Annotated in this window: 14 protein-coding genes and 1 tRNA gene; 5 read left to right on the forward strand and 10 right to left on the reverse strand. The window is 66.4% G+C overall.

Annotation, left to right across the window (positions count from 1 at the left end):
- Positions 1-81: 81 nt before the first annotated feature.
- From radC to DKG74_RS01465, 9 genes are all read right to left on the reverse strand, one after another.
- Positions 82-813 carry a RadC family protein gene (gene radC, locus DKG74_RS01425; protein ID WP_109901846.1) on the reverse strand — a complete coding sequence of 244 codons (732 nt, stop codon included), beginning with the start codon at positions 811-813 and terminating at the stop codon, positions 82-84.
- The gene (gene map, locus DKG74_RS01430; protein WP_109901848.1) at positions 803-1,651 is read right to left on the reverse strand and encodes a type I methionyl aminopeptidase; all 849 of its coding nucleotides are present in this window, start codon (positions 1,649-1,651) and stop codon (positions 803-805) included. Before map ends, radC begins: the two co-directional genes overlap by 11 nt.
- Before the next feature lie 2 nt (positions 1,652-1,653).
- A complete protein-coding gene (gene sfsA / locus DKG74_RS01435) occupies positions 1,654-2,352 on the reverse strand; it encodes a DNA/RNA nuclease SfsA (protein ID WP_109901850.1) in 699 nt (232 codons plus the stop codon).
- Positions 2,349-3,179 carry an MBL fold metallo-hydrolase gene (locus DKG74_RS01440; protein ID WP_109901852.1) on the reverse strand — a complete coding sequence of 277 codons (831 nt, stop codon included), beginning with the start codon at positions 3,177-3,179 and terminating at the stop codon, positions 2,349-2,351. The genes sfsA and DKG74_RS01440 overlap by 4 nt, the downstream gene beginning before the upstream one ends.
- A 201-nt stretch (positions 3,180-3,380) precedes the next feature.
- Positions 3,381-4,421 carry an isopenicillin N synthase family dioxygenase gene (locus DKG74_RS01445; protein ID WP_109902617.1) on the reverse strand — a complete coding sequence of 347 codons (1,041 nt, stop codon included), beginning with the start codon at positions 4,419-4,421 and terminating at the stop codon, positions 3,381-3,383.
- A 10-nt stretch (positions 4,422-4,431) separates the two neighbouring features.
- Positions 4,432-5,481 carry an isopenicillin N synthase family dioxygenase gene (locus tag DKG74_RS01450; protein ID WP_109901854.1) on the reverse strand — a complete coding sequence of 350 codons (1,050 nt, stop codon included), beginning with the start codon at positions 5,479-5,481 and terminating at the stop codon, positions 4,432-4,434.
- A gap of 29 nt (positions 5,482-5,510) precedes the next feature.
- The gene (locus DKG74_RS01455; RefSeq protein WP_109901856.1) at positions 5,511-6,578 is read right to left on the reverse strand and encodes a putative urea ABC transporter substrate-binding protein; all 1,068 of its coding nucleotides are present in this window, start codon (positions 6,576-6,578) and stop codon (positions 5,511-5,513) included.
- Between the two features lie 22 nt (positions 6,579-6,600).
- Entirely contained in the window at positions 6,601-7,416 is an 816-nt protein-coding gene (locus DKG74_RS01460) for a hypothetical protein (protein ID WP_133251462.1), read from the reverse strand.
- A 92-nt stretch (positions 7,417-7,508) separates the two neighbouring features.
- A complete protein-coding gene (locus tag DKG74_RS01465) occupies positions 7,509-8,468 on the reverse strand; it encodes a LysR family transcriptional regulator (RefSeq protein ID WP_109901860.1) in 960 nt (319 codons plus the stop codon).
- 41 nt (positions 8,469-8,509) lie between these two features.
- On the opposite strand from DKG74_RS01465, the gene DKG74_RS01470 reads away from it, so the two are divergent.
- The 5 genes from DKG74_RS01470 (at position 8,510) to DKG74_RS01490 (ending at position 12,498) form a co-directional block, all read left to right on the forward strand.
- Complete coding sequence (locus DKG74_RS01470) at positions 8,510-9,289, forward strand: competence/damage-inducible protein A (protein WP_109901862.1); 780 nt, start codon at positions 8,510-8,512, stop codon at positions 9,287-9,289.
- A gap of 99 nt (positions 9,290-9,388) precedes the next feature.
- Positions 9,389-9,769, forward strand: a complete 381-nt coding sequence (locus tag DKG74_RS01475; RefSeq protein WP_109901864.1) for a glycine zipper family protein — start codon at positions 9,389-9,391, stop codon at positions 9,767-9,769.
- 76 nt (positions 9,770-9,845) lie between these two features.
- Positions 9,846-9,929 (forward strand) — tRNA-Leu (locus DKG74_RS01480).
- A 17-nt stretch (positions 9,930-9,946) separates the two neighbouring features.
- Positions 9,947-10,414, forward strand: a complete 468-nt coding sequence (locus tag DKG74_RS01485; protein WP_109901866.1) for a hypothetical protein — start codon at positions 9,947-9,949, stop codon at positions 10,412-10,414.
- A 371-nt stretch (positions 10,415-10,785) separates the two neighbouring features.
- Positions 10,786-12,498 (forward strand): ABC transporter ATP-binding protein/permease, encoded by a 1,713-nt coding sequence (locus tag DKG74_RS01490; protein ID WP_109901868.1) that lies wholly within the window; start codon positions 10,786-10,788, stop codon positions 12,496-12,498.
- 13 nt (positions 12,499-12,511) lie between these two features.
- Here DKG74_RS01490 and DKG74_RS01495 read toward each other — a convergent pair whose 3' ends face one another.
- Positions 12,512-14,137: a hypothetical protein gene (locus tag DKG74_RS01495; RefSeq protein ID WP_109901870.1), complete on the reverse strand. Its 1,626-nt coding sequence runs from the start codon at positions 14,135-14,137 to the stop codon at positions 12,512-12,514.
- Positions 14,138-14,224 lie beyond the last annotated feature (87 nt).

Consider the following 14,224-nt stretch of genomic DNA (forward strand, 5'->3'; position numbering starts at 1 on the left):
GGTTGTGTCGCCCGGGAGATAATCAGAAGATGTATTTTATGATTCTGCAACCTTAGAGAATCGTTGCGCGTGCCGATGCGATCACAGCAATCCGAGGCTCTTGAAGCTGGCGTGGCCCTGACGGCCGATGACCAGATGGTCGTGCAGGCCGATGCCGACGGCTTTCAATGCGGTGGCGAGGTCGCGGGTCATGTCGATGTCGGCCCGGCTCGGCGCCGGGTCGCCCGACGGGTGGTTGTGCACGAGGATGACCGCCGAGGCGGCATGGTCGAGGGCGCGTTTCACCACTTCGCGGATATAGAGCGGCGACTGGTCGACCGTGCCCTTGCCGTGACCTTCATCCGCGATCAGGACATTCTTGCGGTCGAGGAAGAGCACGCGGGTCTCCTCCCGGCTCTCGCGGGCGAGGCGGGCGCGGCAATAGTCGAGCAGGGCGTTCCACGACGAGATGACGGGCCTCTGCATCACCTCGGCGGCGAGCAGGCGCAGCGCCGCCTCGCGCACGGTCTTCAGGGCGATGGCCGCGACCTCGCCCAGGCCCTCCTGCGCCTCGATCTGGTCGAGGGGGGCGGAGATCAGATTGGCGAAAGTGCCGAAGCGGGCCAGCAGATCCTTGGCCAGCGGCTTCACGTCGCGCCGGGGAATCGCGAGCGCCAGCAGGAGTTCGAGGATTTCGTAATCCGGCATTCCTTGCCCGCCCGTCTCGCGGAAACGGGCGCGCAGGCGGGCGCGATGGCCATGGTAATGGGGCGCGGCCTCGGCCACCGGCGCCTCTTGCAGCAGGTCCTTCTGGCGGTCGGACTCAGACGGCATAGGGCGGCTTGGTGTAACCGGCGGGGGAGAGGGTGAAAATCTCGACCCCGGTCTCGGTCACGCCCACCGCGTGCTCGAACTGGGCGGAGAGCGAGCGGTCGCGGGTGACCGCGGTCCAGCCGTCGCTCAGCATCCGGACGTCCGGCTTGCCGATGTTGATCATCGGCTCGATGGTGAAGAACATGCCGGCCTCGATCTTCTGGCCGGTGCCGGGCTTGCCGTAGTGCAGGACGTTGGGCGCGTCGTGGAACACCCGGCCCAGGCCATGGCCGCAAAAGTCGCGCACGACCGACAGACCGAAACCCTCGGCATAGGTCTGGATGGCGGCGCCGATGTCGCCGAAGGTGGCGCCGGGCTTCACCGCCTCGATCCCGCGCATCATGGCTTCATAGGTGACATCGACCAGGCGGCGCGCCTTCAGCGGCACATTGCCGACCAGATAGGTGCGGTTGGTGTCGCCATGCCAGCCATCGAGGATGACGGTGACGTCGATGTTCAGGATGTCGCCATCCTTGCAGATCTTGTCGCCCGGGATGCCGTGGCAGATCACATGATTGAGCGAGGTGCAGATCGAACCCGGAAAGCCCCGGTAATTATAGGGCGCCGGCCAGGCGCCGTGATCGAGGATGAATTCCCGGGCGAGGTCGTCGAGCCTTCGGGTGGATACGCCGGGCTTTACCTCGGGCGTCAGCATGTCGAGGCAGGCGGCGCCCAGCCGGCCGGCCGCGCGCATCCCGTCGAAATCCGCCGCGCCATGAATCTTGATCTTGTCCGTGCGCCGGTGGGCGTAGGCGTCTTCTTCTTCGTCGCGGGCCTTGGCCTCGGTGGTCCTGTTCATTGTCAATCCGCCATGGGAACCGGTCTGCCGAGGGTAATGCCCGCCGGTGTGACGGTGCAAGCATGGCACAGGGCCAGCAGGCCCCGCGCCCGTGCTTTTTGGAAGGCTTCCACATAGGCGGGGTCGATATCGGCGGCGGGAGCGAAGGCGGCAGCGTCGTTCCGCTGCACGAGATAGAGCAGGACGGCGCGGTGGCCCCTGTCGATCTCGGCGACGAGTTCGCCCAGATGTTTGGTGCCCCGGGCGGTCACGCTGTCGGGAAATTCGGCAAGGCCCGGGCGACGCGACAGGGTCACGCTCTTCACTTCGAGGAAACAGCGCCCCGGGCCCTCCAGCAGGAAGTCGACCCGGCTGCCGGTGCCATAGGCGACTTCGGCACGGGTGGAGGTGAAACCGGCGAGTTCGGGAATCCGCCCCGCCGCCAGCGCCTCGGCGACCACGGCGTTGGCATATCCGGTGTCGATGCCGACCAGCGTGTCCGCCGCCTCGACGAGGCGCCACGACCAGCGCAGCTTGCGTTTGGGGTCGTCCGACCGCTCGACGAAGACCCGGGCGCCCGGCGTGGCGAGGCCGAGCATGGAGCCGGGATTGGCGCAATGGGCGGTGACCGGCTCCGTCTCGCCGTCGATGATCACGTCGGCGAGGAAACGCTTGTAGCGCCGGACCAGCCGTCCGGGGACGAGGGGCGTGGCGAAATTCACAAGGGCCGCCCGGCGCAGCAGGCGTCGAATTCATCCGGGTCGTGGGCGCAGAAAATCCGCACCTCCCGCCCGCGCGACTGGCGCAACTGGCGCAGCCTTTCCTGATTGCGGCGGCGCTCGGCGCCGATCGTGTCGGTCAATTGCTGGAACAGCCGGATGCCGAGCGGGGCCGTCGGCTCGGCGTCGAGGGAATGGGTGTGGAAATAGGCGTCACCCGCGTGCAGCATCCAGCCGTCCCCGTCGCGCACCGCGACGCCGCAATGGCCCCGCGTGTGGCCATGCAGCGGGATCAGCAGCACATCGCCTTCGTCGGCGAAGAGGGCGCGGACCCCGGCGAAGCCGAACCAGTCCTCCCCCGTCGCATCGTAAAGCTGCCAGGACGGGCCATGGGCCCATTGGCCGGGGATGTAGCGGGATTTCGCCATCATGTCCTTGCGCGCCATCGCCGCCTCGTGCTCGCGGGCATGGACATGGACGCGGGCCTTGGGGAAATCGCCGAGGCCGCCCGCGTGGTCGAGATCGAGATGGGTCAGCACGATATGGCGCACATCGTCGGCGGCAAAGCCGAGGGCCTTTACTTGCGCCAGCGCGGTCTCGGCAGGATCGAGCCGGGGGGCGAGGACGGCGGTGAAGGTGAGGCCAAGGCGCGAGGGCCGGGCGATATCCCCAGTGCCGAGGCCGGTATCGACCAGGACGAGGCCCTCCGCCGTCTCGATGGCGAGGACATGGCAGACCATGGTGGCCCGTTCCAGCAGCCCGCCCTTGCCGGTGATGAGAGCGGCGCCACGCGGGCACATGGTGGCGGCATTCAGATGATGGACACGCATGGCCGATTCCCTCCCCGGTCTGTTCGGCACGGGAGCGGCGCTTCTCCATCGTTCGTCCCCCCGGCGAAGGCCGGGGTCTTCGTCCGATAAGGGCGCCCATCCCCCGAAAGGTTCCGGCCTTCGCCGGAACGACGAGGGGGAGGATAGCGAAACGCGGCCCGGATTTCGTGACAGATGATCACGAAGAGGGAAGGCGCGGCGTCAGCGGGCGATCTTCTGGCGCGCTTCCTGACCGAAGGACGACAGGCCGAGGGCGCTTTCCGGCAGTTTCAACGTGCCGGCCTCGATCCGCTTGCGCAGGTAAGTGAAGCTCTGCGCCGTCTGGGCGTGCAGATGCTCACCCGCAACCAGGGCCGGCCGGACCGGTTCGCCCTCGCGGATGAAGGCGGGCAGGGGCGCGACCCGGGTGTAGTAGTCGACATTGAAGAACAGCGGGAAGGAGTAACGCTCCTCCTGCACCTTGCGCACCCGGTGGCTGGTCGCGGTGAAGAGGCCGTTGGTCCAGGTTTCCAGCATGTCGCCGATATTGACGACGAAGGCGCCGGGCAGGGGCGGAATGTCGATCCATTCGCCGGCACCGTTCATGACCTCGAGCCCCGGTGCCGTCACATGCAGCAGGGTGAAGCACTCGTAATCCGTATGGGCGCCGATGCCGGTGGCATCGACCGCTTCCGGGTTGAACGGGTAATGGACGAGGCGGAGCTGGCTCGGCGGCTTGGTGACGAATTCATCGAAGAAGTCGGGCGCCTGGCCCAGCGCCTCCGCGAAACCGTGGAGGAGGTCGCGGCCGACCGACATCACCGCATCGTAATAGGCGCCGACACGTGTCCGGAAGCCCGGCAGTTCGGGCCACTGGTTCGGCCCGAGCATCGGATTGCCGGCGACATAATCCGCGTCGTCCGCTGGCAGATCCTCGGCGAGGTCATAGGCTTCCTTCAGGTCCTTGGAGGCACCGTAGAAGACTTCCTCGCCCACCGGGACATAGCCGCGGTGATTGGTCGACTGGCCGATATAGACCTTCATCTTCTCGTCGACCGGGCGGGCGAAGAATTCCGTCGCCGCCGCCACGAGATCGTCGAACAGCGACGGCGCCATGCCGTGGCCGGTGACATAGAGAAAGCCGATGTTCCGCGCGGCATCGCCGAGTTCGGCGGCGACCCGCGCCCGGGCGACCGGGTCGGTGCCGCGCAGGGCGGAAATATCGACGATGGGCAGGCTGGTGAAAGCGTTGGTCTTGGACATGATCGTAACCTCAGGCCCGCGCCTGATCAGCATGGCGGGCGTGCTGGCCGAATTCATGGGTGCCGCTGGCGCCCTCGGGCAGGGCGATCTCGCCCGCGGCGACCCGTTTCTGCAGATAGACGAAACCCTGCGCCGTGACGGCGAAGAGATGCTCGCCCGCCTTCACCGGCCTGTATTTCGAGGGTTCTTCGCCGGTGAAACAGGGCAGGGGGGCGACCACGGTGTCGTAATCGACATTGAAGAACAGGGGGAACGAATAGCGTTCCTCCTTCACCTTGCGCACCCGGTGCGAGGTGGCGACGAACTGGCCGTTGGTCCAGACCTCCAGCATGTCGCCGATATTGACGACGAAGGCATTCTCAAGGGGCGGCACGTCGATCCAGTCGCCCTTGCCGTTCATCACCTCGAGCCCGGGGGCGGTTACCCGCAGCAGGGTGAAACATTCCATGTCGGTGTGCGGGCTGATGCCGAAGGCATTGCCGGGCGCGTTCGGACTGAAGGGATAATGCACGAGGCGAAGCTGGCTCGGCGGCTTGGTCACATAGCTGTCGAACAGCGACTGGTCCTGGCCCAGCGCCTCGGCGAAGGCACGCAGCAGCGTGCGGCCGACCTGCATGACGCCATCGTAATAGGCGCCCACTCTCTCTTTGAAGCCGGGCAGGGAGGGCCACTGGTTGGGGCCCAGCATGGGATTGCCGGCGAGGTAATCCACGTCGTCCGCCGGCAGGTCCTGCGACAGGTCAAAGGCTTCCTTCTGGTCGGGCACGCCGCCGTAGATCACTTCCTCGCCCACCGGAACGTAACCCCGGTGATTGCTGGACTTGCCGATATAGACCTGCATCTTCTCGTCGACCGGCCGGGCGAAGAATTCCTTCGCCGCGGCCAGCAGATCGTCGAACAGCCCTGGCGCCATGCCGTGGCCGGTGACATAGAGGAAGCCGATGGTGCGGGCGGTCTCGCCCAGCGCCTCGACCACCCGCCGCTTCGCCGCCGTGTCGGCGCCGAAGAGGGGGGAGATGTCGATCACCGGAAGGCTGGTGAAATCGCCGGGCGTCGCCATGGCTGTCGGTCCTCGTGTGGTGCCGGCGGTTACAGCTTTCCTTCGGCCGCCATCGCCGTGTAGGTGTCGTCGTAGCGCAGCTTCACATTGGCCGGATCGCCCAGCACCTTGCCGCCGGGCAGGCCGAGGCCGATGGCGTCGGGGCTCTTGGCGCCTTCACCGAGCAAGCCGTGATCGAAGCTGAACTTCGAGACGAGGGTGAGGGCGTCGGCCATTTCCTTGCTGCGATAGAAGGCGACGGCTTCGGCCGGGGTCTTGAACAGATGAGTGGTGGCGAGCTGGGTCTCGAAGCCCGGGATATCGGTGCCCGCGGCCTTGGCCATGAACTCCATCGCCTCCTTGCTCTTGGCGTCGCCCTTGCCGATCAGGTCGAGGGTTTCGTACCAGGCGCCGACCAGGGCCTTGCCGAGGGCGGGGTTATCCTTGAGCATCTCGGTATGGACGATGGCGACGTCGAGGATTTCCGCCGGGATCTTCGAGCTGTCGAAGATGGGCGAGACATCGGCCATGGCCTCGATATCCGACAGGGCCGGCTTCCAGGCGACGATCGCCTGCACGTCGGGGGTCGAGAAGGCGGCGACGAAATCGGCGTCGGAGACGTTCACGGTCTTCAGATCGGCTTCCTTGAGCCCGACACTTTCGAGGGCGCGGGCCAGCAGGTAGTGCGACACCGAGAACTGCACCAGATGGACGGTCGCGCCCTTCAGATCGGCGACGGTCTTGCCCTTGCCCTTCAACACGATGCCGTCGTTGCCGTTGGAATAGTCGCCCATGACGAGGACGGTGGAATCGACACCGCCGGCAGCCGGGATGGTCAGTGCGTCCATGCTGGCGATCAGCACGCCGTCGAACTGGCCGGCGGTATACTGGTTCACGGACTCGATATAGTCGGGCACCTGCACGAGGTCGATCTCGATGCCGTATTTGTCGGCCCATTTCTTGATGATGCCGGCTTCCTGGGCATAGAACCAGGGCATGAAGCCGGCATAGATCGTGGTCGCGACCCGGAACTTCGTCTTGCTCTCGGCCGAAGCCGGGCTGACGATCAGGGCGAGACAGCTCAGAAGCGCGGCGGCGAGACAGGCCATTCGTTTCATCTATACTCTCCTCGTTACAGGGTCAGCGGGCGAGCGCCGTCGGGCGCAGGGCGGAAAAATCGACGAGATCGGTCAGGACGCCCTGAAGCGCCTCGATCTGCCATTCACGGCTGATCGGCGTGCCGTCCCGGGCGACATCCGCGGTCAGCAGCAGGGCGCCGCCGTGGCCGGTCACCGGGGCGAGGCCCATGCCTTCGCGGTAGGGCAGGCTGGACCGGGTGATCAGCCAACCGTCATCGCCGACATGACCGAAAGACAATTCGCAATCGAGAAGGTCGCGGGCATGGGCCATGTCGGGCGCCGCCTTCACGATATCGGCGAGGCTGTCCGCCTCCGGCAGGGGCGTGGCGCGGTCGCGGGCGAACATGAACTGGTCGCCGGCCCGCACCAGAAAGGCGGCACGGCGCCCGCCGGCCTCGGTCAGGCGCACGGCGCAGGACGGCAGGGTCGCTTCGGGACCACGGTGCCAATGTTCGACATAGGCGACGTCGCGGCCCCGCTCGACCAGGACATCACCCTCGAAATGCAGGAAACCGCAGTCGGAATAGGGGCTCTTCGGCTGGAAATCGAGGGCGCGCGCCCATTCGAAACAGGTGCCGTCGAAGGTCAGCTCGCCCGCGAAACCTTCCTGACCGGCCAGCCACATCAGGCCCTCGCGGTCGAGATCGTCGAGGCAGCGGATGCCGGAGAGGTCGGGCCGGCCGGCCGGCTGGCGCAGATCGGCGTAGAAACTCGGGCCCTGCAGCCAGTATACGCTGGTCGTCGTGTCGCGCAGGCCGTCGGGCCAGGCGATCAGCGACCGCTGCCAAAGTCCACGGAGAGTTGCGACAGACACCACGGCGGCCTCCAAGAACGGGCGATCCCGAAAGCATGGCGGCCCATTGTGCGGTGCGGTAGGTGGTAAATGTCAATGCAGATCATAGATAAAATCTATGACTCCAGCTTGTCGAGTTCGGCCTGGATCGCCTCGACCAGCAGGAGTGTCGGGGTGCTGCAGTCAGACTCCGCCCGCGTGATGACATAGACATGGTAACTGGGCAGGATTTCAGGCGGCAGCAGCGGCCACAGGCTCTTGCCCGCGGCCTCGGCGACCACCGTGGGCAGAAAGCCGATGCCAAGGCCGAGTTCGATCAGGCGGCGCACCTCGTGCAGGTTCTCGGCATAGCCGCCGACCCGGCGGCCCAGCCCGAAACGGCGGCGGAACTGGCGTAATTGCTCGGTTTCGTCCTCGCCGGTCAGGATGAAGCGGTCGCCGATGAAATCGCCCGGATGGCCGGGGGCGCTGCCAAAGCGGGGATGGCGCGGTCCGCAGTAGAGCTGCTGGGTCTCGCGCATCAGGGGCCGATAGGTCAGGCCCGCCGCGGGGGCGGTATCCCCGGCGAGGCCGATTTCCGCCTCGCCCTTGGACACGGCCCGAATGACGGCGCTGTGCGGGGCGATGTCGAATTTGATCTCGATGCCCGGATAAGCGGCGTTGAAGCCGACGAGGGCGCGCTCGAAGGCCGGGCTGACCAGATTGGAGATCATGTGCAGGCGGATCGCGCCTTCGACGACGCCGGCGACCTTGGCGACTTCGTGGGGGATGTCGCGGGCGGCGAGGGCCATCTGCTCGCAGATCTTGAGGAGGGCGGTGCCGGCGGCGGTCGGCTCGATGCCGGTCGCGCTTCGCGTGCACAGGCGGGTGCCGATCTGGTCCTCGAGCCGTTTCAGCGCGGCGCTGATGCTGGGCTGCTGCCGGTTCAGCTTGCGCGCGGCGGCGCCGATGCCGCCCGAGCGGATGATCTCGACGTAGAGCTTGAACAGATTCCAGTCGATCCGCTGGGCGAAGACGTGATCGTTGGTGCTGTCGGCGGCGACGGGACGGGTGATGCGCTTGGCGGACTTCGGCATGGAGGTTTCGATCTTCTGCTGATCCGCTATAGTGCGCCACCATGACGACGACGAACAACGATACTGCGCCGCGGATCTACACGGCTGCCCTTGCCATCATCGGCAATGAAATCCTGTCGGGCCGGACCCAGGACGCCAATCTGGCGCATCTGGCCAAGACCCTGAACGGCTGGGGCGTCGAGATGCGGGAAGTCCGCGTCGTGCCGGACGTCGAGGCGGAGATCGTCGCCGCCGTCAACGCGCTGCGGGCCCGTTACGATTACGTCTTCACGACGGGCGGCATCGGCCCCACGCACGACGACATCACCGCCGATTCGATCGCCCGGGCTTTCGGCCTCGCGCTGATCGAACATCCAGCGGCCATCGCTCTTCTCGAAACGCATTATCCGCCGGGCGAATTGACTCCGGTGCGCCGCCGCATGGCGCGGGTGCCGGAAGGCGCCGATCTGATCGAGAATCCGATATCGAAGGCGCCGGGCTTCAAGATCGGCAATGTCTTCGTGCTGGCCGGCGTGCCCGCGATCATGAAGGCCCAGCTCGAAGGCACGCGGCCCCATATCGCCGGTGGCCGCACGGTGCAGTCGGAAACCGTTTCCGTCCTCGTCGGCGAGAGCCGGATCGCGATCCTGCTCGAGGATGTGCAGAAGCTCTATCCCGACGTCGACATGGGCAGCTACCCCTTCTTCCGAAAGGGCAGCTTCGGCACGGCCCTTGTCCTCCGCGGGCGCGAGCCGGCGCGTTTGTCGGCGGCCATGGCGGCGCTGACGGCGGCCCTGGTCGCGGCCGGGGTCGAACCGCATCCTGGCGAGATTCCCGACTGACGGCAGCGAAGTGGCCGGAATGTGACGGTGGACGCAACCCCGCCGCATTTCAGGCGTTATAATCGGCGCAGTACCGATCCTGAATCGGGGAGAACCCTGTTGAACAAGACTGTCGCCGTGCTGGCCGCCGCGCTCGCCCTGTCGGCCTGCGCCTCGGGCTATCGTCCCGTGGTCGATCCTTCCATGTCCAAGGCGCCTCCGGGCTATTACGAGCACGATCTCGCTTATTGCCAGAATCTCGCGGATCAGGTGCCGACCGGTAACGAGGCGGCCTCCAACGCCCTTGGCGGGGCCGCGCTTGGTGCCATCGCCGGTGGCGTCATCGGCTCGTTCTCGGGCGATTTCGGCAAGGGCCTCGCCGCGGGTGCCGGTATCGGCGCGGCGACCGGCGCCGCCCGCGGCACGGTGAATGCGGAACAGGAAAAGCGCCGCGTGATCGACAATTGTATGCGTAACCGGGGCTACTCGGTCCTCAACTGAGCGAGCTTTACGCGCCGGGCCTGCGTGCTACAACCCGGGTGGGGACGGCGATGGCCGATTCCCGCCTTCCTTGCGTGCCCGCTTGGCGGAATTGGTAGACGCAAGCGACTTAAAATCGCTCGGCATTGCCGTGCCGGTTCGATCCCGGCAGCGGGCACCACGGGAAGGAACAGGAAGATGTCGCGCAAGTTCGTCTGGTTTCTGCTGGCCGGCGCCGCCGCCGGTCTCGGCGCCTGCGCCAGTCCCCGCGCCGACGCCGCGCTCCAGGCTCAGGACAGCCTGATCGGTATGCGCAAGGCCGACCTCGTGTCCTGCGCCGGGGCGCCTACCGCCGCCATGCAGACGGTGCCTGGCGAAGAGGTTCTGACTTACGAAAGCCGCAACATAACCGGTTACCCCTCGGGGCCCAGTTTCGGCATCGGTGTCTTCGGCGGCTCCGGCAATGTCGGCTATGGCTTCGGCGTGCCGGTCGGCGGCGCGCCCTATGTCGACGACAGCCAGAACTGCCGGGCCAGTTTCACGATTCGAAACGGGGCGGTCGCCCGCGTTGTCTATGGCGGCTCGGATGTCGGCCAGACCCGTCGGCTCGAGCAATGCTACCAGATCATCGAGAATTGCCTGCCGGCCACCGGCGGCAAGCCCTGACCCAAACGGGCATAAAAAGGAAGCCCGGCCAGAGGGGGATGGCCGGGCTTTACGACCCTGTGCAGGGCTGGGGTGGACCGACGAGGGGCAGGGCCGGTCCGGGGAGGTCGTACCCCTTGCGGGGCCTTTTCTGAAAGCCGCCTCGTCAGCAGCGGCATGAGAAGAGAATGTCCGGCAATTGGTACCGGTTCCGGGCCGAAATAAGGTCTTTTCGAGGCAGGGCGATTTTACCCCCGGCCCCATTACTGTGATCTCGCTCACACCTTTCTTCCCGTCTCGCATGGTTCCATCTCCGCCGCATTTGTGCCGGGATTCTGGCATGGTGTGCGTGCCTGTTTGCGGAGCCGATTCCGCAGTTGATCGAGGGACCGATGCGCAAGGCCTGGACATTCCTGAAGCAGTTGTGGGCTTTGACCGTCCCCTATTTCAAGTCGCCGGGCGGGCGTTGGGCGCTGGCTTTCTTCGCCTTTCTCGTCGGTCTCAGCTTCGTCCTCGTCGAGTTGAACGTCCGTTTCAGCTACTGGAACAATCGCTTCTTCACGGCGCTTCAGGAAAAGAACCAGGACGGCTTCTGGGTCGAAGTCGGCGTATTCGCCCAGCTGGCGGCGGTCTTCATCACCATCGCCGTGCTGCGCTACATCCTTCAGCAGGTGTTTGAAATTCGCTGGCGGACCTGGCTGACCAATCATTTCGTGGCGCGCTGGACGACCGCCGAATCCTATTACAAGCTGCAGCTCGCCGACGGTCGGACCGATAACCCGGACCAGCGTATCGCGGAAGACCTGCGCCTCTTCGTCGAACGCACGCTCAGCCTCTCGCTCAGCTTCATCTCCAATGCGGCGACCCTCGGCTCTTTCGCGGTCGTGCTCTGGGGCCTGTCCGAGCCGATCGAGACCTTCACCGTCGCGGGCACCGAGATCACGATTCCCGGCCTGCTGTTCTGGGCCGCGCTGGTCTATTCCGCCTTCATCACCTGGATTTCCCATCTGGTCGGGCGAAAGCTCGTGGGCCTCAACTTCAACCGCGAGCGCCGGGAGGCGGATTTCCGCTTCGATCTCGTCCGTATGCGCGAGAATGCCGAGGCCATCGCGCTCTATGGCGGCGCCCTTGTCGAGCGCGACCGGTTGAAGGGCCGCTTCGAGCGGGTGCGCGAAAATTTCATGGCCATCGTCAACCGCCAGAAATTCCTGGTGGGTCTGCAGGCGGCCTTCGATCAGGCGGTCGTCCTCGTGCCCTATCTGATCGTCTGGCCGGTCTATTTCGTCGGCAATGTTCCCTTCGGCCACATGACCCAGACCGCGGGCGCCTTCGGCCGGGTCCAGGATGCCTTTTCGTGGTTCGCCAGCCTCTATTCGACCCTTGCCGAATGGGTCGCGACGGTTCAGCGACTGACCGGCTTTATCGAGGCGCTCGAGGTGGCGGAGCGGAAGGCCTGTGCCGCCAAGCTGGAGCGGGGACCGCGCGACGAATGGTCGGTGGATATCGACATCCGTCTGCCCGATGAAAAGCCCCTGCTGTCGATGGACCTGACCCTGAAGGCCGGCGAAAGCGTGCTGATCGTCGGCGCCTCGGGTACCGGCAAATCGACCCTGTTCCGGGTGCTGGCGGGGGTCTGGCCCTTTGCCGACGGCAGGATCGTCATTCCGGCCTCGGCGCAGGATCGGGGCCGTCTGTTCCTGCCGCAGAAACCCTATGTTCCGGTTGGCACCCTGCGTGCGGCGGTCGCCTATCCGGCGCCCGAGGCCAGCGTGCCGGATGCCGTATTGCGCCAGGCACTGGTCGATGTCGATTTGTCCGCCCTGGCCGACCGGCTGGACGAGGAGGGGCACTGGCAGAACCGCCTGTCGGGCGGCGAGCTGCAGCGTCTCGCCATCGCGCGGGCGCTGGTGCAGAAGCCGGCCTGGCTGTTCCTCGACGAGGCGACCTCGGCCATGGATGAGGAGATGGAAAGCCGGCTCTACCGGATGCTCAAGGCGCGGCTGCCGGATACGACGCTGGTCTCCATCGGTCACCGTGCCAGCCTGAAGGCGTTCCACGACCGCGAGGTGCGACTGGAGGCCTCCTTGCCTCGCGCCGCGGAGTAAGTCCCACGGCCGGTCAGAGGCCGCGGCCGGTGGCCTTTTCGGCGAGGGCGACCATGTCGGGGTTGCGCCAGTAGCGCACCTTGGCGATTTCCGCCCGGACCGTGTTGACGTAGCCGGTGCAGAGTCGAAGCGCGACGCCGTCCAGCGGGCCGGGTTCGTCCAGCCGCGAGGCGACGATGAGCTGGGTGTGGCGGCTGGTCGGCTGCAGGATGGGCACGATGGTGCTGCCGATCACCTCGGCCAGGCGCTCGATCCGCTCGAGGTGGCGGAAGCGGTCGAGCAGCGGGTCTTCGCCATCCTCGAGCCGGGTCGCCTTCTGCACCGCGAATTCGACATCGGCCACCAGCTGGTCGCGCCATTTGTTGAGGGCGATGATGGGCAGGCCGGTCGGCCGCAACAGGGCCCGCAGCCGGACGAGCTGACCGACCAGGAACATGACGTCGGTCGTGTCGCTGGTGACATGCGCGCGGTGAAACAGGGCGGCGGAATAGCGCAGCGACGTGCGTTGCAGGGGGCTGCGCACCAATTCAGCCATCAGATTATTGGTCGCGTCGCGCAGGATCGGGAACAGGCGGGGGACATCGGCAAGTCCGGCCTCGCGCACCGCGGTCACGATCTCGTCGATCATGTTCATGCTGTTGCCGAGGCGAATCTTGATTTCGTCGGTAAGGGTTATGGGAAAATCCTCATGCCGCGTGTTGGTCGCGGCCTGCGTCATCATCGCGACGTGGGACTGGAACTGGCCCGACAGCGCGGCCACCATGGCTTCGCCCAGCCGCAGGGCCTTGCCGGCGCCGCGCTGCGCCAGCATGACGGCGACGGAGCCGAAGGCGCCCCGGCGGTTCAGGAGCGCGACGGGCAGGACATCCGCCGTCGCCGAGGGTAGATTGGCCGCCAGCAGGGCCTGCGACAATTCAGTCGTGGCCCGGGCGAGGGCTTCACCGCTCGCCATCGCCTCGGCATGAGGGGGCGTCACCCGAAGGAAAGCGGCGACGGCCGGCGCCCATATCGGCTGTGCCGCCAGCACTTCGGCCAGATCGGTCAGGTGCTGGGGGCTGATCGGCGTCATGTGACGGGTGCGCAAACCGTGCTGCTTTTCGCGGATCATGTTCGCGAGGGTGCAGAAAGCCTCGACGGTGGTGCGGTCCGCCGCCAGCTGATTGAGTTTGACGAGGGTCGCGAGGCGCAGTTTCTCGCGCATGGCCTGGGCTTCGGGCCGCTCGATCGCCTCGTCGACCAGGCATTCGGTGCAGAGCGCGTCCATCAGACTCGCGGCCTCGACCGCCTTGTCCGGGAAGGCGCCGCGGGCGAGGGCACCCCAGATGCCGCCCATGTCGGCCCGGCGGAAGCACAGCGGCATGGCGAGGGGCGAATCGGCATCCTCGGGATCATCGACCAGCAAGGGATGAACGAGACTGGTGAACAGCCGGCGGGCGCGCTGAGGCCGCTGCCGGTTGGCCTGGTCGATCAGCGCCTGACGCAAGGGGGCGGTGCGCTCGCCCTTGCCGGCCATGCCGGCGGACAGATCGGCCAGCAGGCGGGCGGCCTGATCGGCGGGCAGCGAGGCGGCGAGGGCGGCTGCCCGGGAAATCGGGTCGTCGGCCGGCCAATTCTTGTCGTCTGGATCTCGCGTCGTCATGACCAGAGCCTAGCCCCATATCGTTAACGACTGGTTCCATCCGTGCTAGGCTGGCAGCCAGTGACAGGACATGCCGGGGGCGCCAGC

This window comes from Zavarzinia aquatilis, assembly GCF_003173035.1.
Taxonomy (GTDB): Bacteria; Pseudomonadota; Alphaproteobacteria; order Zavarziniales; family Zavarziniaceae; genus Zavarzinia; species Zavarzinia aquatilis.

Excerpts from the sequence above, each read along its gene's own strand:
- radC (WP_109901846.1), bottom strand. The coding sequence starts at position 813 with ATGCCGTCTGAGTCCGACCGCCAGAAGGACCTGCTGCAAGAGGCGCCG.
- map (WP_109901848.1), bottom strand. The coding sequence starts at position 1,651 with ATGAACAGGACCACCGAGGCCAAGGCCCGCGACGAAGAAGAAGACGCC.
- DKG74_RS01440 (WP_109901852.1), bottom strand. The coding sequence starts at position 3,179 with ATGCGTGTCCATCATCTGAATGCCGCCACCATGTGCCCGCGTGGCGCC.
- DKG74_RS01445 (WP_109902617.1), bottom strand. The coding sequence starts at position 4,421 with ATGTCCAAGACCAACGCTTTCACCAGCCTGCCCATCGTCGATATTTCC.
- DKG74_RS01450 (WP_109901854.1), bottom strand. The coding sequence starts at position 5,481 with ATGGCGACGCCCGGCGATTTCACCAGCCTTCCGGTGATCGACATCTCC.
- DKG74_RS01455 (WP_109901856.1), bottom strand. The coding sequence starts at position 6,578 with ATGAAACGAATGGCCTGTCTCGCCGCCGCGCTTCTGAGCTGTCTCGCC.
- DKG74_RS01465 (WP_109901860.1), bottom strand. The coding sequence starts at position 8,468 with ATGCCGAAGTCCGCCAAGCGCATCACCCGTCCCGTCGCCGCCGACAGC.
- DKG74_RS01470 (WP_109901862.1), top strand. The coding sequence starts at position 8,510 with ATGACGACGACGAACAACGATACTGCGCCGCGGATCTACACGGCTGCC.
- DKG74_RS01485 (WP_109901866.1), top strand. The coding sequence starts at position 9,947 with ATGTCGCGCAAGTTCGTCTGGTTTCTGCTGGCCGGCGCCGCCGCCGGT.
- DKG74_RS01490 (WP_109901868.1), top strand. The coding sequence starts at position 10,786 with ATGCGCAAGGCCTGGACATTCCTGAAGCAGTTGTGGGCTTTGACCGTC.
- DKG74_RS01495 (WP_109901870.1), bottom strand. The coding sequence starts at position 14,137 with ATGACGACGCGAGATCCAGACGACAAGAATTGGCCGGCCGACGACCCG.